Annotated in this window: 18 protein-coding genes; 11 read left to right on the top strand and 7 right to left on the bottom strand. The window is 58.2% G+C overall.

Going from position 1 to position 20,937, the window contains the following annotated elements; genetic code table 11:
• The first annotated feature begins 73 nt into the window (after positions 1 to 73).
• The 3 genes from CHN51_RS01050 (at position 74) to CHN51_RS01040 (ending at position 3,903) form a co-directional block, all read left to right on the top strand.
• A complete protein-coding gene (locus CHN51_RS01050; protein ID WP_100092372.1) occupies positions 74 to 1,132 on the top strand; it encodes a DNA-directed RNA polymerase subunit alpha in 1,059 nt (352 codons plus the stop codon).
• 118 nt (positions 1,133 to 1,250) lie between these two features.
• Entirely contained in the window at positions 1,251 to 1,673 is a 423-nt protein-coding gene (gene rplQ / locus CHN51_RS01045) for a 50S ribosomal protein L17 (RefSeq protein ID WP_100092371.1), read from the top strand.
• Positions 1,674 to 1,758: 85 nt separating this feature from the next.
• Entirely contained in the window at positions 1,759 to 3,903 is a 2,145-nt protein-coding gene (locus tag CHN51_RS01040) for a prolyl oligopeptidase family serine peptidase (protein ID WP_100095356.1), read from the top strand.
• A 375-nt stretch (positions 3,904 to 4,278) separates the two neighbouring features.
• On the opposite strand, the gene CHN51_RS01035 is transcribed toward CHN51_RS01040, so the two are convergent.
• The gene (locus CHN51_RS01035) at positions 4,279 to 5,520 is read right to left on the bottom strand and encodes a hypothetical protein (protein ID WP_100092370.1); all 1,242 of its coding nucleotides are present in this window, start codon (positions 5,518 to 5,520) and stop codon (positions 4,279 to 4,281) included.
• Positions 5,521 to 6,043: 523 nt separating this feature from the next.
• Here CHN51_RS01035 and CHN51_RS01030 point away from each other — a divergent pair.
• Together CHN51_RS01030 and CHN51_RS01025 are read left to right on the top strand one after the other, a co-directional pair.
• Complete coding sequence (locus tag CHN51_RS01030; protein ID WP_100092369.1) at positions 6,044 to 6,559, top strand: hypothetical protein; 516 nt, start codon at positions 6,044 to 6,046, stop codon at positions 6,557 to 6,559.
• Between the two features lie 119 nt (positions 6,560 to 6,678).
• Complete coding sequence (locus CHN51_RS01025) at positions 6,679 to 7,296, top strand: hypothetical protein (protein WP_123906205.1); 618 nt, start codon at positions 6,679 to 6,681, stop codon at positions 7,294 to 7,296.
• 9 nt (positions 7,297 to 7,305) lie between these two features.
• Here CHN51_RS01025 and CHN51_RS01020 read toward each other — a convergent pair whose 3' ends face one another.
• From CHN51_RS01020 to CHN51_RS00995, 6 genes are all read right to left on the bottom strand, one after another.
• Positions 7,306 to 8,097 (bottom strand): SDR family NAD(P)-dependent oxidoreductase, encoded by a 792-nt coding sequence (locus CHN51_RS01020; RefSeq protein ID WP_100092367.1) that lies wholly within the window; start codon positions 8,095 to 8,097, stop codon positions 7,306 to 7,308.
• A 1-nt stretch (position 8,098) separates the two neighbouring features.
• Entirely contained in the window at positions 8,099 to 9,160 is a 1,062-nt protein-coding gene (locus tag CHN51_RS01015; protein ID WP_240616822.1) for a phosphotransferase family protein, read from the bottom strand.
• A 13-nt stretch (positions 9,161 to 9,173) separates the two neighbouring features.
• Positions 9,174 to 10,259 carry a Zn-dependent alcohol dehydrogenase gene (locus CHN51_RS01010; protein ID WP_100092366.1) on the bottom strand — a complete coding sequence of 362 codons (1,086 nt, stop codon included), beginning with the start codon at positions 10,257 to 10,259 and terminating at the stop codon, positions 9,174 to 9,176.
• Positions 10,260 to 10,268: 9 nt separating this feature from the next.
• Complete coding sequence (locus tag CHN51_RS01005; protein ID WP_100092365.1) at positions 10,269 to 11,570, bottom strand: acyl-CoA dehydrogenase family protein; 1,302 nt, start codon at positions 11,568 to 11,570, stop codon at positions 10,269 to 10,271.
• A 103-nt stretch (positions 11,571 to 11,673) separates the two neighbouring features.
• A complete protein-coding gene (locus tag CHN51_RS01000; protein WP_164088937.1) occupies positions 11,674 to 13,104 on the bottom strand; it encodes an MFS transporter in 1,431 nt (476 codons plus the stop codon).
• Positions 13,101 to 13,937 (bottom strand): SDR family NAD(P)-dependent oxidoreductase, encoded by an 837-nt coding sequence (locus CHN51_RS00995; protein ID WP_100092363.1) that lies wholly within the window; start codon positions 13,935 to 13,937, stop codon positions 13,101 to 13,103. The genes CHN51_RS01000 and CHN51_RS00995 overlap by 4 nt, the downstream gene beginning before the upstream one ends.
• Positions 13,938 to 14,170: 233 nt before the next feature.
• On the opposite strand from CHN51_RS00995, the gene CHN51_RS00990 reads away from it, so the two are divergent.
• The 6 genes from CHN51_RS00990 to CHN51_RS00965 all read left to right on the top strand — a co-directional run bounded on the left by CHN51_RS00990 (position 14,171) and on the right by CHN51_RS00965 (position 20,717).
• Positions 14,171 to 15,364, top strand: coding sequence for an acyl-CoA dehydrogenase family protein (locus CHN51_RS00990; RefSeq protein ID WP_100092362.1), 1,194 nt, complete (start codon positions 14,171 to 14,173; stop codon positions 15,362 to 15,364).
• A gap of 81 nt (positions 15,365 to 15,445) precedes the next feature.
• Entirely contained in the window at positions 15,446 to 16,582 is a 1,137-nt protein-coding gene (locus tag CHN51_RS00985) for an acyl-CoA dehydrogenase family protein (RefSeq protein ID WP_100092361.1), read from the top strand.
• Between the two features lie 12 nt (positions 16,583 to 16,594).
• Positions 16,595 to 17,386, top strand: a complete 792-nt coding sequence (locus CHN51_RS00980; protein WP_100092360.1) for an SDR family oxidoreductase — start codon at positions 16,595 to 16,597, stop codon at positions 17,384 to 17,386.
• Between the two features lie 71 nt (positions 17,387 to 17,457).
• Complete coding sequence (locus CHN51_RS00975; RefSeq protein ID WP_100092359.1) at positions 17,458 to 17,982, top strand: hypothetical protein; 525 nt, start codon at positions 17,458 to 17,460, stop codon at positions 17,980 to 17,982.
• A 109-nt stretch (positions 17,983 to 18,091) separates the two neighbouring features.
• Positions 18,092 to 18,778, top strand: a complete 687-nt coding sequence (locus tag CHN51_RS00970; protein ID WP_240616821.1) for a DUF4197 domain-containing protein — start codon at positions 18,092 to 18,094, stop codon at positions 18,776 to 18,778.
• Between the two features lie 1,042 nt (positions 18,779 to 19,820).
• Positions 19,821 to 20,717 (top strand): SDR family oxidoreductase, encoded by an 897-nt coding sequence (locus tag CHN51_RS00965; protein ID WP_100092358.1) that lies wholly within the window; start codon positions 19,821 to 19,823, stop codon positions 20,715 to 20,717.
• Positions 20,718 to 20,937: the final 220 nt, after the last annotated feature.

Raw genomic sequence — 20,937 nt, 5'->3', positions numbered from 1 at the left:
CCGGTCCCGATTTTTTAAAATTCAGAGCGGTAATGACGTCCACACCCGCTCTTTGAACCACTAGGGGAAGTCCATGACTGTCAATATGAAGAACTGGCAAGAACTGAAGAAGCCCAACGTCCTCGACATCAAGCCCGGTGCAGACCCGAAGCGCAAGGCGACATTCATCGCTGAACCTCTGGAACGCGGTTTTGGCCTGACCATGGGCAACGCGCTGCGCCGCGTGCTTCTGTCCTCGCTTCAGGGTGCGGCAGTTACCTCGATCAAGATCGAAAACGCCCTGCACGAGTTTTCCTCGCTGCCCGGCGTGCGTGAAGATGTGACCGACATTGTTCTCAACGTCAAGCAGATCGCGCTGAAAATGGAAAGCGAAGACGCCAAGCGTCTGCAGCTCTCCGCAACCGGCCCTGCCGAAGTCAAGGCGGGCGACATTGCCGTCTCCGGTGACATCGAGATCATGAACCCCGATCTGGTAATCTGCCATCTCGACGAAGGCGCTTCGCTGAACATGGAACTGACCGTCAATGTCGGCAAGGGCTATGTTCCTGCTGTTGCCAACCGTCCGGCAGACGCGCCGATCGGTCTGATCCCGATCGACTCGCTCTACTCGCCGGTCCGTCAGGTTTCCTACAAGGTGGACAATGCCCGCGTTGGTCAGGAACTCGACTTTGACAAGCTGAACCTCACCATCGAAACCGATGGCACGGTCACTCCTGAAGATGCGATCGCTTATGCGGCCCGCATCTTGCAGGACCAGCTGCAGCTTTTCGTCCATTTCGAAGAAGCTCTGGAACAGGTGTCCTCGCCAATCGGCATGGCCGCCCAGCAGAGCCAGGCAGAAAGCGACGCCAACCAGCTCAACCGCTATCTTCTCAAGAAGGTCGACGAACTGGAACTCAGCGTCCGCTCCGCCAACTGCCTTAAGAACGACAATATCATCTATATTGGCGACCTTGTGCAGAAGACCGAAGCCGAAATGCTGCGCACCCCGAACTTTGGCCGCAAGTCCTTGAACGAAATCAAGGAAGTGCTCTCCAGCATGGGTCTGCGTCTCGGCATGGATATCCCTGGCTGGCCGCCTGAAAATATCGAGGAAATGGCCAAGAAGCTGGAACAAGAGCTGCTCGGTTAATTTTTCTGTCGTTCCGGCTCAGGCCGGAATGACAACAGGGGCCTGTTGGTGATGCCCCGTTAAAATCACCTGCTGCGGGGTACCTCATACGGCCCCTTAACGAACGAAGGAAATTACTATGCGTCATAGAATGAAGGGCCGCCGGATGCAGCGGACCGGTGCTCACCGTCAGGCTCTGCTGAAGAACCTCGCGGCTGCACTGATCAAGCACGAGCAGATCATGACGACTCTGCCGAAAGCCAAAGAATTGCGTCCCTATGTTGAAAAGCTGATCACGCTCGGCAAACGGGGTGGCCTGTCCAACCGTCGTCTCGCGCATGCGCGCCTGATGGACGAAACGCAGGAAAAGAAGCTTTTTGAAGTGATTGCGGACCGTTATGCGGAACGCAGCGGCGGTTACACCCGTATCGTTCGCGCCGGCTTCCGTGCTTCCGATGCCGCGCCGATGGCGATCATCGAGCTGGTTGACCGGGACGTTGACGCGAAGGGTCAGGACAGCGGTCCGGACCAGAGCGCACAGGATGAATACGAAGACGCTTAAGTCCTTCATCCGGGATACAGTTTCAATTGATATGAGAGGCCGTGAGCGATAAGCTTGCGGCCTCTTTCTTTTGCCCGGGGTGATTATGCGTAGACTGACAATTTGGACATTGGCCATGGGATTGGCCGCGACTTCTCCCGCGCTGGCCGCACAGCAAGAAAACAAGGAAAATTCCCTGACCTACCCGGACACCAGGACCGTTGACATCGTCGAAGAGCAATTTGGCGAATATATTTCCGATCCCTATCGCTGGCTTGAAAATGACGTCCGCGAGGATGTCGAGGTGGCCGACTGGGTGAAGGCACAAAATGCCGTCACTGACGCCTATCTGGAAACGCTCGACGGCCGGGAAGCCCTGGCAAAGTCGATGGAAGAATTGTTCGATTTCGACGATCTCGGCATTCCGGTCGAGGCGGGTGGCAAATATTTCTACGAACGCAAGAGCGGCGGCCAGAATCAGGCTGTGCTCTATGTCCGCGACGGAGCGGATGGCGAAGAGCGTGTGCTGATCGACCCGGCCGGCTGGTCGGACGATGGCGCGACCGCTCTGGCCGGCTGGAAACCGTCCGGCGACGGCAGCCTGCTGGTATATGCGGTGCAGGACGGCGGGTCCGACTGGCGGACCTTGAAAGTCGTCGATGTGGCAACGGGCGAGGTGAAACCGGACACGGTCGAATGGGCCAAATTCACCAATCTGGCTTGGCTGCCGGATAATGTCGGCTTCCTCTATTCCCGTTTTCCCGAGCCGGAAGAAGGGGCGGCCTTTCAGTCGCTGAACGCGGACCATGCCGTCTATCTGCACAGCATCGGCAAGGATCAGGCCAAGGATGTAAAAGTCTATGCCACGCCCGATCAGCCCGAACTCAACCATTTTGCGGAGCTGACATCGGACAAGGAGTGGGTGGTGATCACCTCCTCCTCCGGTACCGACGATCGTTATGAAATCACATTGATCAAGGTCGATGCGCCGGAACTGGAAACGCGCAAGCTGGTCCGCGGTTTCGAGCATGACTGGCGGCTGATCGACGGCGTTGGCGATACGCTCTATTTCGTGACCAACAAGGATGCGCCGCGTCTGCGCGTGGTGAAAGCCAGCCTGACCGATGACGAGCCGGAATTCACCGAGCTGGTCGCCGAAAGCGATGCGGTTGTGGACGGGGCGATGATCGTCAACGACCGTCTCGTTGTCAGCTATCTGGTCGATGCCAAAAGCCAGCTTTCGATTTTCGACCTTGATGGCGAAGCGCTCGGCTCGCTTGATTTGCCCGGACCGGGGCAGGTGACTGGCCTCAGCGGTTCGATGAAGAGCGGTGAAGGCTTCTTCGCTTTCGGAAGTTTCAACCGGCCGACCACGGTTTTCCGTTATGAGCCGTCATCCGCTCCGACCATCTGGGCGGAACCGTCGCTACCGTTCGATCCTGAGGCGGTCGAAGTGACGCAGCGTTTTTACGAAAGCAAAGACGGCACAAAAATTCCGATGTTCCTCGTCCATATGAAGGATCAGGATCTGTCAAAGGGCGCGCCGACTCTGCTTTATGGCTATGGCGGCTTCAATATCTCGGTCTTGCCGCAATATAAGCCGGCCTGGATGGCGTGGATCAAGGCGGGCGGCGTGTTCGCCTCGGCCAATCTGCGCGGCGGCGGCGAATATGGCAAGGAATGGCACGATGGCGGTCGCCTGCAGAACAAGCAGAATGTCTTCGACGATTTTATCGCCGCCGGCGAATATCTGATCGCTGAAGGCATTACGCCCGAAGACGGTCTTGCGATCGAAGGGCGCTCCAACGGCGGCTTGCTGGTCGGCACCGTCATGAACCAGCGGCCCGATCTTTTCACCGCCGGCCATGCTGCAGTCGGCGTGATGGACATGCTCCGCTTCGACCGGTTCACTGCCGGACGCTATTGGGTCGATGATTATGGCTATCCGGACAAGGAACAGGATTTCAAGACCCTGCTGACCTATTCGCCCTATCACAATATCAGAAATGGCGTCGAATATCCCGCGCTGATCGTCTCGACCGCCGATACCGATGATCGCGTCGTTCCGGGCCATAGCTTCAAATATACCGCGCGCTTGCAGGCTCTGGAAACGGGGGATGCTCCGCATTTGATCCGTATCGAGACCCGGGCCGGCCACGGCAGCGGCAAGCCGACCCACAAGGTGATCGAGGAATATTCGGATATTTACGCGTTTCTGGCGCACGCGATCGGGCTTGATCTGGAAAAATAGGCTGCAACTGGCGCACGAATTTCGGTTTGGAAGCAGTGGCTCGGTCATTTGGCAGGGCTGCATGGCGCGTTTTTCCGCTATGTGCTCTCAAGCCCGCAGCGCATGAGTCAGATCGGCTTTCTGCTCTTCGTCATCGCAACCTGGTGGATGGCGTGGCGGGGTGTTCGTAGGGTCAACATTTTACCGGTAAACTGGTTAAGTTGAAGCGCCGCCAGTGGGCGCTGTTAAGAGACCAGATGTTCTGGAGTTGAGTGGGTAGCAGATTTTGAGCGTTGCTCAAGCCGATGCCTGCGTGTTCCCGAAAGCGGACGTTAGCCTGCGTTTCAAAGAACTATCACAATGGGTGTAGAGGCGGACGTGGCACCAAATCAATTTTCAAGAGACGAAGCGAGCAATCTCTTTCAGACATTGGCCTTCGTCATTCACGGGCGACAAACAAGTCTTCCATTTCTGGGAAGAAAGCGTGACAGAGGTTGACTTGCACCTCCCGACAAAACCGACTGAGGGCAGCACACAGCGCCCCAATAGCGGGCTGTCGCTCTGACCCATCTCAGCCTTCATACTTCCGATGAACGTGTCTCCGTCCGCATATTGAATTATCCCTTCACCACCGTCAGCGGTTGGGCCGTCGTATCTGACAACGCTGTGATAATAATCTCCGTCGATGCGCCGCCGCGTCATTACAGTGCCAAAGCCAATGAACTGGCGACTTTCAAATCGACCGCCGACCATTTCAGTCGAGTCCTCGCCCCCGACCACTCTGCGATGCCGTGTAGCCACTCCCTGGCGCATGGTACCTTCAACAAATGAACCTTGTTCCTTCTCTGACTCAATACCGCCATCGTTGTAGGTCTTGGTGTTGACACGTTCACCGTCTCCGGAGAATTTCCCATTTTCCCAACCACCAGAGTAAGTCGTGGTTGCTCCCTTGAAACTGCCGTCCAGAAATTCGCTCTCTTCAACGTCCGTGCCGTAGCCCTCACGCGCGCCGTCAACCCATGTGCCCTTACTGACTTTCCGATGGATAACATTTGAATATCTGTTTGTTTGCGTCCAGACGCCCTCGCCATTGAGTTTACCGCCTGAAAGCGTTCCTCTGAATTCTATGGTCGCTCCGCTGGCGGCTGCTGGCGTTTCGTCCGTCCAATCTATTTTGCCGGGACCGTTAGCCCGGCCATTTACGCAAGCCCCATCCCAAGCGAGAGTACCAACTGGGTCTGAGCCAGTCCCCGCCCACCAAATTTCGCAATCGGTGTTTGCGGCCGAAAACCAGCTTCCAATTAGCCTGCCGCGATCCCAGAGGCCTTCAACAATTTTGCCATCTTGTCCCGTATAGCGTCCAATTCCGTCACGATATCCTTCGTTCCAGTTTCCAGAGTAGGCCTCGCCCCAGCTTTCTTGACGCGTTCCAAAGCCGTGATACTCGCCATCCTTGAGCGAACCACTATATTTCGTGCCAGAGCCGTATGTTATCTCAACTTCACCCTGAGGAATGCCCCCGTCAAAATGCCCCTCAATGGTTGCAAAAAATCCGTCCTCGTAGGTGGCGATGCCTTTGCCCTCAGCCTGACCGAGAAAACAAGGTCCAGTCCATTCTGCCCAGCCTTCTTCGGTCATGCAATTGCCCTTTGGCGGAACTACATCTGGAGCAGGACTTCCACAGCCAGCTATGAGCAACGCAGGTGCGATGACTGCGGCGTGCCGGTGCCAAAATTTCAAGTCAACCCTCCCGAGACAACCAGAGACTAGTGCGACAGTTCAACTGTCACTGCGAAATCTATCGCACGGGATCGCTGTGTCCGCAACTGGATCGAAAGGGGGTTTTGATTTTCCGGGATATCATTTTGCACCGGGGCGGGCGGGCCTCGCGGCGACGACACTCGATGCTTCTTATTCGCACCAGCCCGAAGAACGATTTCCAGTGCTCTAAATCCTCCTGTCCTTCACTCTAGGAGCTCCCGTCCCGCTGCATACGGGAAAGAGCCATATATTGCTCGCATTCCTCCCATGCGTTCATAAAAACAGCCTTTAACATGAACAAATCCTGTCAGGCCAGTTCAGCCTTCACTCAAGCCGACTCCCCTAAAAGGGCTTTGCAAGCTCGGGAAAAGGTTTCGGGCAGTGTGAAAGGAAAGTGGACATGAACAAGTTGAACAAGGCTCTTGTCGGAACCGCTGCTGCTGCTGCAATGGCCGTTTCTGCTACCCCCGCAATGGCAAAGGATGGCCGCAATGGCGGACCGAGTGCTGGCGAAGTAATCGCCGGTGTGGCGATCATCGGCGCAATTGCCGCGATTGCCAGTTCGAGCAGCAAGGACCGGGGATATCATGATGCCGATTATCGCGGTGACCGTTACCGCAATGACCGATATGCCAATAATCGCTATCGCCAGATCGATCAGCGGAGCGCGGTAAACCGCTGCGTTCGGGCCGCTGAACAGGGTGCCACCTATCGTGGCCGGGCGTCGGTTACCGACATCCGCGATATCGACCGGACCCGCAACGGTTACCGGATCAAGGGCAATATCCTGGTCGAACAGAATCGCGGCCGGTACAACCGGAACAGCTATTCCGACAAAGGCAAGTTCACTTGCTATGTCGATGGCAATCGGGTGAGCGACGTGCAGTTCAGCGGGCTCAAATATGCCCGCCGCTAGAAGCGCTCTGCATTTCCAGAGGTAAAATGATGGTTCAGCCTGGTGACAGGCTGGGCCATCTATATATGATGGTATGGCAGGTCTCCGGGTGCGGGGCCGGCATTCAACGGGGTGATGACATGACCAAAATGACCAGATTTTCCGCTATTGCAGCCTCCACTGCTTTGATTTTTACCGGGTTCTCGCCAGCCATGGCTGCGCCGATGCCCGGCGCTGTTGCCATTGCAACGCCGATCGACAGCAGCGCGCTCGGCTGGAGCGCCGAAAATGACACGGTGGAAGGATGGCGCAGCTATCGCGGCTACCGGGGTTATCGTGGCCATCGTCGTCATCGCGGCGGGATTGACGGTGGTGATGTCCTGGCCGGCATATTGGTGATCGGCGGGATTGCCGCGATTGCCAGCGCAGCTTCCAAAAGCAACCGCGACCGGCGCTATGAAGATCGCGACTATCGCGACGATGCCCCGCGCTACGACGACCGGCGTTCGAACAATGGATATGACAGCAGCACCGGCGACATGGACCTGGCGATCAATGCCTGTTCCGATGCAGCGGAAAGACAAGCGGGCCGTGATGCACGGGTGTCGACAATCCAGTCGGTGTCGCGTGATGGAGCCGGCTGGCGGGTTGAAGGTTCATTGTCGAACAGCGACCAGCGCTCGTTCCTGTGCGGTGCCAGCCAGGGGCGCGTCGACTTCGTACAGCTCGGAAACGGCGATCTCGCTTTTGCGAACTAGTCCTCGATTTTAAACGGCCGTCCTGCCAAATTCCTGACGGGTGACCGGGTGGGAAGCGCTCAGGCCGCCATCAACCGCAATCGCCTGTCCATTGACATAGGATGAGCGGTCGGAGGCCAGAAACAAAGCCACTTCCGCCATCTCCGAAGGCGCAGCGCCGCGGCGTAGCGGATTGAGATAGCCGAGCCGGTCTTCCTTGCCCTTTTCGCGGGCCTTGTCGTAAATGAACTGGGTCATGCCGGTTTCGGTGATGCCGGGACAAATGGCGTTGCAGCGGACATTGGATGTCGCAAATTGCTGCGAGGCGACTTTCACCAGATTGATGACGCCGGCCTTGGACGCGGAATAGGCCGGACCACCGGCGCCCGACCGGATGCCGGCGACGCTGGCGGTGCAGATGATCGATCCACCGTGCTTGCTTTCGGCAATCACCTTGCCGGCATATTTGCAGGCCAGAAATGGCCCGATCAGATTGACGCGGAGCACTTCCTGCCATTCGGCAACGCTGCTGTCGAAAATCCCTTCAAAGCCGCCACCGATACCGGCGTTGGCGAAAAAGACATGCAGATCGCCAAAGCGCTGTTCAGCGGCTTCCACCAGCATTTCGACATCGCCTTCCGATCCGGCATCGGCCTTAATCGCGATGATATTGCCTTCGGAGCCCTTGGCGGTGTCTTCCACCGCATCGGTGACATCGCTGGCGATGACCTTGGCGCCATGTTCGGCAAAGAGCAGGGCGGAGGCCCGTCCGATGCCGCTACCGGCACCCGTGATGATCGCAACTTTGCCTTTGAGGTCCATTTTATGCTCCTGCGCGTTTTGCGACTTCCCATCCGGCTTGTGCCAAGGGTGTCACCCGGTCCGACATTTCGGCCGCGGCGGCGCTATTGGCGGTGCCATCGGCAACCCGCTTCTGAATGCCCTGCAGAATAGCAGCAATACGGAACAAATTATAGGCCAGATACCAGTCCATCGGCGGCAGTTCGGCCATGCCCGATTTTTCGCAGTAGCGCGCAATGGCTTCTTCGCGGGAAGGGATGCCGAGGGCGGCCAGATCGATACCCTTGAGGCCGCTGCGGCCCTCCGGCTCCATCTCATAGGCCATCAGCCAGTAAGCGAAGTCCGCGATAGGATCGCCGAGGGTCGAGAGTTCCCAGTCGAGAACCGCGATCACCTTGGGCTCGTCATGGGCAAAAATCATATTGTCGAGCCGGTAATCGCCATGGACGATGCCAAAGCCCTTCTGTTCCGGGATGGTTCTGGACAGCCACTCGATCAACTTGTCCATTTCCGGAATTTCCTGCAGCTCGGACAGGCGATATTGCTGGGTCCAGCGCGAAATCTGGCGCTCGCAATAATTGCCGGGCTTGCCGTGCTTTTCCAGGCCCAGTTCGGTCGGGTCATAGCTGTGCAGCTTGGCCAGCGTATCGATCATTTCGTGATAGATGGCCGTGCGTTCGGCGGGATCGCTGTCCGGCAAAGTGCCGTCCCACAGCGTCCGGCCGTCTGCCATGCCCATGATGTAGAACATCGTGCCGAGCACGCTGTCATCTTCGCACAGACCATAAGGTTTGGCGACCGGGAAGCCTGCGGGATAGAGACCCGCGATCACCCGGAATTCGCGGTCCACCGCATGGGCCGAGGGCAGGAGCTTGCCGAACGGCTTTTTGCGCAGGACATAGGAGGTTGTCGGCGTGTCGATCTTGTAAGTCGGATTGGACTGGCCGCCCTTGAACTTGGTCAGGGTCAGCGGACCGGCATAGCCTTCAACATTGGCTTTCATCCAGCGGGCCAGGCTCGCTTCGTCCAATTTGTCCTTCTCGGGCACTTCCATTGTGCCGGTCATGTCTTCCTGTGGATTCATGGAAGTTCCTCTTTTAGCTAAAGACGATCACGGACCGGGCCGCATCACCTTTTTTCATTTTGTCAAAACCGTCGTTGATTTGCTCTAGCGGAATGGTTTCCGCGACAATGCTATCCAAATCGAGCATTCCGCGCAGGTAGAAATCCACCAGCCGCGGGATGTCGACGGGGAAGCGGTTCTCGCCCATCAGCACGCCCTGCAATTTCTTGCCGGACAGCAGATCCATCGCGCTCAGGCCGACCTTATGGTCAAGCGGCATCATCCCGAGAATGGTCGCGGTGCCGCCGCGTTTCAGCGAACCGACCGCGAGATCACCGGAGGCCGGACGACCGACCGCTTCGATCGCATGATCGACGCCGCCCTTGGTCATTTCGACAATCTGTCCGGCAGCATCGTCGGCCATCGCGTCGACCACGTCGGTCGCGCCCAGCTTGATCGCCAGATCGCGCTTTTCCTTGATCGGATCGGCGGCAATGATCCGGCCCGCGCCGGCAATTTTCGCGGCGTTGATGGTGGCAAGGCCAACCCCGCCGCAACCGACGACCGCCACGGTTTCGCCCGGCGTCACCTTGCAGGCGTTGAAAATCGTGCCCGCGCCGGTGGTTACCGCGCAGCCGATAACGGCAGCCCGGTCCAGCGGCATATCGGGATCGATCCGCACGCAGGCATGTTCGTGGATCAGCATCTGCTCGGCAAAGGCCGAAAGATTGAGCATCTGGCCCACGGTCGACCCGTCGGGCCGGGTGATCCGCGGTGCTTCATCCGGACCCCGCCGCGTGTCTGCGCCGAGGCACAGGGACATGCGGCCACTGACACAAAATTCGCAATGACCGCAATAAGCCGACAGGCAGGACACCACGGCATCGCCGACGGCGACGGTGCGAACTTCGCTGCCGATCGCCTCGACAATGCCCGCTGCCTCATGGCCCGGGATAGCGGGCAGGGGATGCGGATAGGCGCCGTCGATAAAATGCAGATCCGAATGGCAAAGCCCGCAGGCCGCCGTCCGGATCAGCACTTCGTGCGGTCCCGGTTTGGAAATTACGACATCCTCTATGACGAGCGGTTTGCCCGCTTCGACCAGTACTGCTGCCTTCATTACAATATCCTAACGGGTTGCGCCCATGTCGCCGGACGAGAAGCTTTCCTGCATCTTGCTGCCATCGGCGGTTTCGGCATATTTGCCATATTCCATCTTGGCGATCGTGCGATTGTGCACTTCGTCCGGACCATCGGCGAGCCGCAGGGTCCGCTGATGGGCATAAGCGCTGGCGAGACCATAATCGTCGGAAACGCCGCCGCCGCCATGGGCCTGGATCGCATCATCAATGATTTTCAGCGCCATATTCGGAGCCTGAACCTTGATCATGGCGATTTCCGCCTTGGCATATTTGTTGCCGACCTTGTCCATCATGTCGGCTGCTTTCAGGCAGAGCAGACGGCTCATGTCGATGTCGATCCGGGCACGGGCAACGCGCTCGTCCCAGACGCTATGTTCGGAAATGCGCTTGCCGAAAGCGATACGCGATTGCAGGCGCTTGACCATTTTCTCGAGCGCTTCTTCGGCGACACCGATCGTGCGCATGCAGTGATGGATACGACCGGGTCCGAGGCGACCCTGGGCAATTTCAAAGCCGCGCCCTTCGCCGAGGATGATGTTCGATGCCGGAACGCGAACGTCCTTCATCTCGACTTCCATATGGCCATGCGGCGCATCGTCATAGCCGAAGACGGGCAGGTGACGGATGATGTTCACGCCCGGTGCGTCGGTCGGCATCAGGATCTGGGACTGCTGCGTGTAGCGGCTGCCCTCGAACGTGGTCTTGCCCATGACAATCGCGATTTTGCAACGCGGATCGCCGAGACCCGAGGACCACCATTTGCGGCCGTTGATGACATATTCATCACCATCGCGGACAATCGCGGTCTCGATATTGGTCGCGTCGGACGATGCAACGGCTGGCTCGGTCATCAGGAAGGCCGAACGGATTTCGCCGTTCATCAAGGGACGCAGATATTGTTCTTTCTGTTCCAGCGTGCCGTAACGGTGGAACACTTCCATATTGCCGGTGTCGGGAGCCGAGCAGTTGAACACTTCGGAAGAAAAGCCGACGCGGCCCATTTCTTCGGCGCACAGCGCATATTCGAGATTGGTGAGGCCGGGACCTTCGAATTCGAACACATCGTCAATATGCGTCAGATTGGGATTGGCCGGCGGCATGAAGAGGTTCCAGATGCCGGCTTCCTTGGCCTTTTTCTTCTCTTCTTCGACGACCTGGAGAACTTTCCAGCGCTCGCCGGTGGATTCTTCCTTGTGAAAGTCGGCCATGCGGGGACGGAGGTGAGTCTCGATATGGTCGCGGACTCTGTTGCGCCAATATTCCTGCTTTTCCGTGAGATCAAAATCCATGCCCAAATCCTTTTCTTTTTTAACTATGCAATTAACTTATCAGAGGCCGTCTGGCTTTGCCACAGCGAAAACGACTAGCCGGAGCAGTTTTATTCTGATCGCCTCATTTCACCTTCGGCATGCTCGCCGACAGCTTCGCGATGCGGTCGCTATGGTCCTGCTCGCCGAGCGGGAACAGCGTATAGGCCCAGGTCCCGGCGATACCGATCGCGGTAACCATGCTTACGAAAATCAGCGCGAGATTGTCGACAATGGCGGGATCCACCGTCCCGGGCACCGCTTGCGCGGGCAACTGGATGAAGGAAATGATCAGCCCGGAAAGCAATATGCCCATGCCGCCGACCATTTTCTGCATGAACCACATGCCGGAGGAGAACAGGCCTTCCGTCCGCTTGCCAACTTCAAAGGCGTAAGCATCGGTGACATCGGCCATCATCGACATGGTCAGGATCATCGCCGAAATGCCGGCCGCTATGTTGATGACGAGAAAGGTGAACAGGACCGGGATCAGATTCGGCGAGCCGGGCGCCGGGAAAAGATCGACCATCCGCAGCCAGTAAGGCGCCGTGCCGACGATCACGGCAAAGGCCGTCAGCAGGGCGGCACCCTTCGGCTTTCCGGTGCGCTTGGAGATCGGGGTGACCAGCAGAAACGCCAATATGACGCCGATGAACAGGACCGCCGAATAGAGGGTCATTTCTGCCGAACCGAATTCCCAGACATGCGTCAGCAGATAAGGCGTCATGGCGAATAGCAGGCCCTGATTAGTGAAGGCGAAGACGCCCGCAAACATCAGCAGCAGGAAGGGCGAGAACCGAAATGCCGAGAGCATTTCACTAAAGCCTTCCGCCGTCTTTGGCGGGCTGCTCTCGGCCTTGTAGCGGTCGACCATGCGCTTGTGGGTGCTGGCAGCGGAGAGCAGAACAGCAAAGGCCATGATACAGGCGCCGACAATGGCGAGGGTCGAATAGCCGTCGACGTTGAGCATGCCGACGGGATATTTCTCGCTCGGTACCAATAGCACGCCATAAGCGAAAACCATGATGCCAAGGCCGCTCGCCCAGCCGAACAGAGTGCGATAGCGCAAGGTGCTGGTGCGGTCATGATAGTCGCGGCTGAGTTCCGGCAGCAGCGCCAGCGAAGGGACCTCGTAGGCGGACAAGGTGATCCGGACGAGCATCGCCATGGTCAGCAGATAGAAAAATTGCAGCGTGGCGCTGGTCTCCGGCGGGTGCCACAGTAGCAGCCAAGCAATCGCGATGGGAAAAGCGGCGCCATAGAGCCACGGGTGGCGACGCCCGATCGGGGTTCGGGTCCGGTCGGTCATCTGGCCGATCAGCGGATCGATAAACGCATCGACAAACAGCGCAATGGCGATCGCCAGACTGACGACATCGGCGCGCATGCCGACGACCTGATTATAATAATAGAGCAGGAAGACGGAAAAGCCGTTGTCCTTGATCCCGTAGGCGGAGGCGCCGAACCCGTATAGAATCTTGGTCGGGAGCGGAAGCTTGTCGGACGCCTCTGTCAACGCAAATGCTCCGGCAAAATGGCATCCAGCATGCCCGGCACTTCCGGATCCCAGCTGCCCTGGGTGCCGACCAGCATGCCGCCGTCGACCAAGATATGCGTGCCGGTGACAAAGCCGGCGGCATCCGACGCGAGATAGGCCGCCGCTTCGGCGATGTCAGCGGGGACGCCGGGACGGGCAACCGGCTGCGCGCTGGCAGCGGCCTGGCCGAGAACCGTATTGATTGCCTGCGTCTCTTCCTTGTTCGCGCCGACGGTGGAGGCGAAAATATTGGTCTGGATAAAGCCCGGGCATATCGCGTTTACCCGGATCTTATATTGCGCGAGCTCGGCCGCGGCGACCTTGGTCAGGTGCAGCACACCGGCCTTGGCGGTGGAATAGGCAATCGGGCCATAGCCTGCCTGAAAGGAACAGATGGAGGCGGTATTGACGATCGCTCCGCCGCCGCGTGCCTTGAGATGCGGCGCGGCGTGGCGGATACCCATGGCGACGGATTTCAGCAGCAGGGCCATGGCGAAATCCCAGTCATCGCCGCTGATCTCGTCTATCGGAGCCCGCGGACCGCCGGCACCGGCATTGTTGAACACGATATCGATGCCGCCGGTCTCTTCGGCCGCATAGTCCATCAGCGCCTTGATCTCGGCTTCCTGCGTGACATCGCATGTCTTGAACAGAAAATTTTCGCCCATCGCCGACATCATCGCGGTGCCTTCCGCTTCGTCGATATCGCCCATGACGACGGTCGCGCCCTCGCGGAGGAACAGTTCGACGCTGCCGCGTCCTATGCCCGATGATCCACCGGTAATAACGGCGGTTTTGCCCTTGAATCTCATCCTCATGCGCTCCCGTTTTTTTCCGGCAGTAAAGCGATGAAGCCCGTGAGCGTCAATCACTTGTGCCGCCGGCCCTCGTTTCCGTTACGGAAATCTCAAGGCCGGATGATGGTGAACCAGTCCTGCGTCCGATCCTCCGATTTTTTTTCGCCGTCAGGCCAAGGGAATCATTGAATCGATCAACGCAATTATGATAGTCCAACTTTAATTGCTCAATTAAAAGGAAAATCGTGATGTCCGATCTGGAAACATTCCGCGCGGAGACCGCCGCATGGCTCGAAGCCAATTGCCCGCCGGAGATGCGCGAGCCGATGACAGGCGAAGAAGACGCCGTCTGGGGCGGACGCAATGCGACCTTCAAGCCGGGCCAGAAAGAATGGCTGGATATCATGGCGGCCAAGGGATGGACGGTTCCCGACTGGCCGAAAGAATATGGCGGTGGCGGATTGTCACGGGCTGAAGCAAAAATTCTCGGCCAGGAGATGGCCCGGCTCAAATGCCGGTCGCCTTTGTCGAGCTTCGGCATCTGGATGCTTGGCCCCGCATTGCTGCATTTCGGCACCGAAGCACAGAAGAAGCATTTTCTCCCGCCGATCGCCCGCGGTGAAATCCGCTGGTGCCAGGGTTATTCCGAGCCGGGTTCCGGTTCCGATCTGGCCTCGTTGCAAACCAGCGCGGTCGACAAGGGCGATCATTTCCTGATCAACGGCCAGAAAATCTGGACTAGCTATGCCGACAAGGCGGACTGGATCTTCTGCCTGACGCGCACCGACAAGAATGAAAAGCACAAGGGCATTTCCTTCATGCTGTTCGACATGACCAGCGAAGGCGTCAGCACCAAGCCGATCGTTCTGATCTCCGGCCAGTCGGCCTTCTGCGAGACATTCTTCGATGATGTCAAAGTGCCGAAAGAATATGGCGAGGGCGTTTCCTCGGTCGTCTATGAAGTCAACAAGGGCTGGGACGTTGCCAAATATCTGCTGGGCCACGAGCGCAGCATGATTTCCGGCGGCGGTTCGGAAGGCGCGACATCGCTGGGCGCCAAATTTGCCGACCAGGTGGGCCGCGATGAAATGGGTCGTCTCGACGATCCGATGCTGCGCGCCCAAATGGCGGAAATGGATATCGAAGTGCTGGCCTTCCGCGCCATGGCCGAGCGCTTTGGCGATACGTTCAAGGCGGGGCTTTGCCACCCGGCGCAGCCCAATATGATGAAATATGCCGGCACCGAAATCAACAAGCGCCGCCACGAGCTGATCATGTCGGCCGGTGGCAGCGAAGTGCTGGAATGGGAAAGCGACGCGACCAATGGCGGGATGACCGCACGCAGCTGGCTGCGGACCAAGGCGAACAGTATCGAAGGCGGCACCAGCGAAGTGATGCTGAACGTCATATCCAAGCAGATATTGCGACTGCCCGGCGCCTGACAGGCGATATCCCATAGCCATGATGGCGGGACCGGCTCGTGCCCGACCCCGCCGCGCACAATTTCAGACAAGGACTAGAACATGCCGCTTTATTTGAACGACGACCAGCAGATGCTCCACGACAGTGCAGCCGAGTTTATGAAGGGCGAGGCGCCGGTCGCGCATCTTCGCGAATTTCGGGACAAGCAATGCAAAGACGGTTTCTCGCATGCTTTGTGGAAGCAATTCGCCGAAATGGGCTTCACCGGCATAATGATTGGCGAAGACGAGGGTGGCCTCGGTCTCGGTCATATCGAAGCGGGTGTGGTGCTGGAAGAAATCGGACGCAATCTGACGCCTTCGCCCTTTTTGACGACGGCAGTAGCGGGCGTGGAAGCGCTCAATGCGGGCGGCAAGGCGCTGCGCGACAAATATTTCCCGGGCATTCTGGCCGGCGAAACGGTTCTCGGTCTGGCGATTGACGAAGGCGCGAAACATCGCCCCGACCAGATCGGCATGGCCGCAACCCGCGAAGGCAATGGTTTCAAACTGGATGGCAAAAAGCAATTTGTCGTGCAGGGCGGCTCTGCGGATATGCTGATCGTTGCAGCGCGGACCAGCGGTGCGGCTGGTGATGACAAAGGCCTGACCCTGTTCGCGGTTGATGCCAATGCGGCGGGCGTCTCGCGGGACAGCGCGCGGCTGGTCGACAGCGCGATGGCGGCACATGTGCAATTTGACGGCGTCACGGTCGATGCCGACGCGGTGATCGGCGAGGTGGACGATGGTGATACCGTCTTGCGCCGCCTGCTGAATGCCGGTCGCGCCGGCGCGGCTGCCGAAACGCTCGGCGTGGGCGCGGGCTCGATGGATATCACCGTCGACTATATCAAGGGCCGGAGTCAGTTCGGCGAGCTGATCGGCTCGTTCCAGGCCTTGCAGCACCGCATCTCCCATCTCTACAGCGAAATGGAAATTGCCCGCGCTGCCGTTCTGAAAGCGCAGCAAATGCTCGACGAAGGCTCGTCCAAGGCGGATCTGATGGTTTCGGTCGCCAAAGCCAAGGCCGGCAAGGCCACGTCACTCTCGGTCAAGGAAGGCGTTCAGATGCACGGCGGCGTTGGCATGACCGACGAATATGACATCGGCCTCTATATGAAGCGCGACCGCGCGCTGCAGGAGTTCATGGGTGATGTGAACTATCACACCAATCTCGTTGCTGAAATGCACGGCTATTAAGGGATAATGACGATGGATTTTAACAAACTCTTCTCGCTCGAAGGCCGTGTGGCGCTTGTCACCGGCGGCCAGCGCGGCATCGGCGCGATGATCACCGAAGGATTTCTCGCGCAGGGCGCAAAAGTCTATATTTCCGGCCGCAAGGCGGACCAGGGCGAAGCGGCGGCGACCGAATTCGGCGAGAATTGCACCTATATCCAGGGCGATATTTCTACCTATGAAGGCTGCAAGGCGCTGGCCGCAGAAATTGCATCGCGCGAAGAGAAGCTCGACATTCTCGTCAACAATGCCGGCGTCGCCTGGGGCGCGGAATATGTCGATTTCCCCGAATCCGGCTGGGACAAGGTCATGGACACCAATGTCAAAGGCCTGTTCTTTTTGACCCAGGCGCTGCACCCGCAGCTGAAGGCGGCCGCCAGTTTCGAACGCCCGGCCAAGGTCATCAATATCGCGTCGGTTGACGGCATGAAGGTCAACCCGTGGGAAACCTACAGCTATCAGGCATCGAAAGCGGCGGTCATTCATCTGACCCGCAAAATGGCTTCGAAGCTGGTGCAGGAAGATATCATCATGACCGGCATCGCGCCCGGTGCCTTTGCCTCGACCATGAACAAGGCGGCCCGCGACCACGAAGATGCGGTCGAGAAAGGCATTCCGGCGAAGCGGATCGGTCGGCCCGAGGATATGGCCTCGGCAGCAGTGTTCCTTGCAAGCTCGGCCGGCGATTATGTCATCGGCACGACTATCCCCGTCGATGGCGGAATCGTCAATGCTGCTAATCCCGGAGCGTCGATAGACGGCTGATCCGGCTTTGCCGCTTGACCAATTTAGCTCCAGACTGTATTAATACAACAATACAGTCTGGAGAAATACCCATGTCGAAAAAATATCTGATCTTATTGGCCGCCTTGCCGCTCGGCCTGTCCGCTTGCAGCAAGGCTGACGACGGCGACGGTTCCGGCGTCTCCATCGATTTCAGTGATGACAGCAAATCTGATGACGAGAAAGTCAAGATTGGCGGCGACGGGGAAGACAGCAAATTCTCGATCAAGGCGGATGGTTTCTCGATGGAAATCGACTTGCCGTCGATCACGCTCGACAGCGACGATTTCGACATGAACGATGTCGACCTCTATCCCGGTAGCCAAGTCACGAGTTTCGATATCGAGGACAAGGACGGGCAGGGCGGCAAGGTCCGCATCGGTTTCAAGGCTCCCATCGATGTGGATGGGTTGGCAGACTGGTACGAGAAGCAATTGACCGACAATGATTTCAAGGTGACGCGCGAGGGAACCAGCCTGTCGGGTGAGACCGATGAAGGCGATCCGTTCGCGCTGGCGCTCTCCGGACTGTCGGGCAACGAGACCAAGGGCGTTCTGGAGTTTTCCGAACGGAAATAGGCCGGCGCGCAGCCGCGGATTTGCATGATTTTACCAGGGCGTCCTGATTGTTCAGGGGCTGGCCACCGGAATATGCTATGATCGCCTGACATAAACAGGAGAAACGGTCATGCGTCACGGAACAACCTCTGCAAGAATCCTTGCCTCGCTCGCTCTGGCGGTAGCGCCGGTGGCAATGGTCTCTTTCGCCGCGACACCGGCGGTGGCGCAATCCACCGGCGTGAAAAGCATATTGGGCGATGCCTCCGACAACGCGCTCGACAAGCTGTCCCAGCCCGGTGCTTTCTATGCCGACGAAGCGGTGCGGATTCTGCTGCCCGGTCCGCTGGAGAAGGCCACGAGCATCCTGCGCTTCACCAGCAAGGCCGGTCTGACCAAGGATATTACCAAAACGCTCAACGATGCTGCCGGACGGGCGGCGCTCGAAGCCAAACCCGTGTTCCGCTCGGCGATTGACGGCCTCACCCTGCAGGACGGGGTCGGAATCGTAACCGGCGGCAATGAAGCCGGTTCAGACTATCTGCGGCGGACCTCCGGCGAAGAGCTCGCGGCGAAGGTCCGTCCGCTGGTTGAAAAAGCCCTGACCGAACTGGGCGCCTACCAGCAGGTCGAAAAGCTCGGATCGGTTTCTTCGCTGGCCCGGCTGGGCGGTGCAGATCTCTCGCGCGACGGCCTGACCGATAGCGTCACCGACCAGACGATGGATGGCATTTTCGCCTATATTGCGAATGAGGAATCCAAGTTCCGCAGCGACCCGCTCGACAAGGGAAAGAAGCTGCTGAAGGACCTGTTTTAGCAAATACAACAGGTTAGGTTTCAATTGGCACCGGTGAAACGGAATTCCCGGTTGCAAAACACGCAACAGTTAATTCTCCATTTTCAATTGAAACCTAATGACCATGCGACCATCTGCAGCCTGTAAGTTACGCAGGAAAAGAGATGTTTGACAGGCGTTTGTAAATAAGGAGAAAATCCATGAAAACGCTTTTCAATATTGTCGCCGCCCTCTCCGCCAGCAGCATCGTGCTGTTCTCGACGGTCCAGGTCTGAGGCAAGAAGTTACAATCCCGGCAGCCTCCTCCTCCTCCCGAACGAGGCGCCGGGATTGGTCCAAAGGTCCGGTTCTTTATTCATCCCCTCCCTTGAAAAGAGCCGGACCAGCGGACAAATCCCCTAAAATCCGCTGGTCATCCCGAATCCCAAGCTTATCCACCGTATCGGCAGGAGTTTTCCACCGCTAACTGGATAGCCTGTGGATAACTTCCGTTTTTCTCCTAGGAGCGACTCGGCATCGGGGAGCATATATAGGTCATCGGAAGGGAAACGGACGAACCAGCGACCAGTCAGCAATGACCCGCAGGACAGCCCGGGAACCGGAAGATGGTCGAGACGACCAGTTTGTTTTTCGCAAGAAAAGGAAAATGATCTCTCGGTCGGTGATCGGAGAAAGTCCGAAAAGGGAAGGCGCAAGCCGGAACGGATCAGACGGACAAGGATCATCAGGTGACTGGACCAATTGCGGGTCGGCAACCGAAGCGAAGAAGCGCAAGCGGACACGTGGATAACAACCGACCATCAACGCACTGGACCGGAAACCCGACGCCGAACAAGCGGCCACCGGAATCGCAAGAGGATGGTTGCCCCAACAGAGGCGCAGCGGGAGCTTATCTTCGGGTAAGCTCCCGTTTTTTTTGGCCGCCACCGCCTGCCGCCTCTGCGTGCCCGCACCGCCGGGACCTGTCCCGACATACCCCTGTTCTGCCGCATCATTACTGCTAGTTTGATTATGGCGACTCATCTCGCATGGTCGCCATAACCAGAAAATAGGACAGGATGATATGGACACCAGCAAACTCATGTTCCGCGACGGCCTGATGAAGGGCGAACGCATTCTCGTAACCGGCGGCGGCACCGGTCTTGGCAAGGAAATGGCCGAAGGCCTGCTCAAACTGGGCGCGGAGGTGCATATCTGCGGCCGGCGCGGCGATGTGTGCAAGGCAACGGCCGAGGAACTGGTCGAAAAACATGGCGGAAAAGTCGTTCCGCATCCCTGCGATATCCGCAGCGCCGAGATGATCAGCGAGATGAACGACATCATCTGGCAGCAACATGGTCCGCTCACGGGCCTGATCAACAATGCCGCCGGCAATTTCATTTCCCGCACCGAAGATCTCTCGATCCGGGGTTTCGACGCGATTGCCAATATCGTCTTCCGCGGCACATTCTATATGACCCACGATATCGGCAAGCGCTGGATCGAGGGCGGGACCCGCGGCAATGTCGTGTCGATCCTGACCACCTGGGTGTGGAACGGCAGCGCCTTCACCGTGCCGAGCGCGATGTCCAAGGCCGGGATCAACGTGATGACCCAGAGCCTTGCGGTAGAATGGGCGCGTCACAATATCCGCCTCAACGCCATCGCGCCGGGCCTGTTCCCGACCGAGGGCATGTCCGCCCGCCTGAACCCGACCGGCAGCGACGAGGACCGCAAACGCAGCGGTGCACCGATCAACCGCCCGGGCGAAATGCACGAGCTGGCCAATCTCGCGACTTTCCTGCTCGGCCCCGGTGTCGAATATCTCACCGGTCAGACCATCGCCATTGACGGTGGCAGCTATCTCGCGAGCGGCGGCAATTTCTCGCAGCTGCTCGGCTGGGGTGACGAGGAATGGAACGCGGCAAAGGACGCAATTCAGGGCCAAAACCAGAAAGACCGGGCCAAACGTACGGTGTAACCCGGTCGTGGCGGTCGCTGTGTCGCCGGAAATCTGACCGCGCCGATTTTTCTTTTGGCCAGTGATTGCGATCACAGTGCCCGCGAAGAATCGCGGTTAATAAAATCCTGCGGCATCGATCTGATGAAACATTTCACTCGATACAATCCTGATGTCGCACCTTGCCCTTCAAGGGCATTCAGGAGAAGTCCGGCGGTTTAGCGACCCGGCCGCCGGGCTT

The sequence above is a fragment of the Sphingorhabdus sp. YGSMI21 genome, assembly GCF_002776575.1.
Taxonomy (GTDB): Bacteria; Pseudomonadota; Alphaproteobacteria; order Sphingomonadales; family Sphingomonadaceae; genus Parasphingorhabdus.
This window is presented reverse-complemented; position numbering and strand designations above follow the sequence as displayed.

Bases quoted from the DNA above. Each gene is read 5' to 3' on its own strand.
- CHN51_RS01050 (WP_100092372.1), top strand. From the start codon at position 74: ATGACTGTCAATATGAAGAACTGGCAAGAACTGAAGAAGCCCAACGTC.
- rplQ (WP_100092371.1), top strand. From the start codon at position 1,251: ATGCGTCATAGAATGAAGGGCCGCCGGATGCAGCGGACCGGTGCTCAC.
- CHN51_RS01040 (WP_100095356.1), top strand. From the start codon at position 1,759: ATGCGTAGACTGACAATTTGGACATTGGCCATGGGATTGGCCGCGACT.
- CHN51_RS01035 (WP_100092370.1), bottom strand. From the start codon at position 5,520: ATGACCGAAGAAGGCTGGGCAGAATGGACTGGACCTTGTTTTCTCGGT.
- CHN51_RS01030 (WP_100092369.1), top strand. From the start codon at position 6,044: ATGAACAAGTTGAACAAGGCTCTTGTCGGAACCGCTGCTGCTGCTGCA.
- CHN51_RS01025 (WP_123906205.1), top strand. From the start codon at position 6,679: ATGACCAAAATGACCAGATTTTCCGCTATTGCAGCCTCCACTGCTTTG.
- CHN51_RS01020 (WP_100092367.1), bottom strand. From the start codon at position 8,097: ATGGACCTCAAAGGCAAAGTTGCGATCATCACGGGTGCCGGTAGCGGC.
- CHN51_RS01015 (WP_240616822.1), bottom strand. From the start codon at position 9,160: ATGAATCCACAGGAAGACATGACCGGCACAATGGAAGTGCCCGAGAAG.
- CHN51_RS01010 (WP_100092366.1), bottom strand. From the start codon at position 10,259: ATGAAGGCAGCAGTACTGGTCGAAGCGGGCAAACCGCTCGTCATAGAG.
- CHN51_RS01005 (WP_100092365.1), bottom strand. From the start codon at position 11,570: ATGGATTTTGATCTCACGGAAAAGCAGGAATATTGGCGCAACAGAGTC.
- CHN51_RS00995 (WP_100092363.1), bottom strand. From the start codon at position 13,937: ATGAGATTCAAGGGCAAAACCGCCGTTATTACCGGTGGATCATCGGGC.
- CHN51_RS00990 (WP_100092362.1), top strand. From the start codon at position 14,171: ATGTCCGATCTGGAAACATTCCGCGCGGAGACCGCCGCATGGCTCGAA.
- CHN51_RS00985 (WP_100092361.1), top strand. From the start codon at position 15,446: ATGCCGCTTTATTTGAACGACGACCAGCAGATGCTCCACGACAGTGCA.
- CHN51_RS00980 (WP_100092360.1), top strand. From the start codon at position 16,595: ATGGATTTTAACAAACTCTTCTCGCTCGAAGGCCGTGTGGCGCTTGTC.
- CHN51_RS00975 (WP_100092359.1), top strand. From the start codon at position 17,458: ATGTCGAAAAAATATCTGATCTTATTGGCCGCCTTGCCGCTCGGCCTG.
- CHN51_RS00970 (WP_240616821.1), top strand. From the start codon at position 18,092: ATGCGTCACGGAACAACCTCTGCAAGAATCCTTGCCTCGCTCGCTCTG.
- CHN51_RS00965 (WP_100092358.1), top strand. From the start codon at position 19,821: ATGGACACCAGCAAACTCATGTTCCGCGACGGCCTGATGAAGGGCGAA.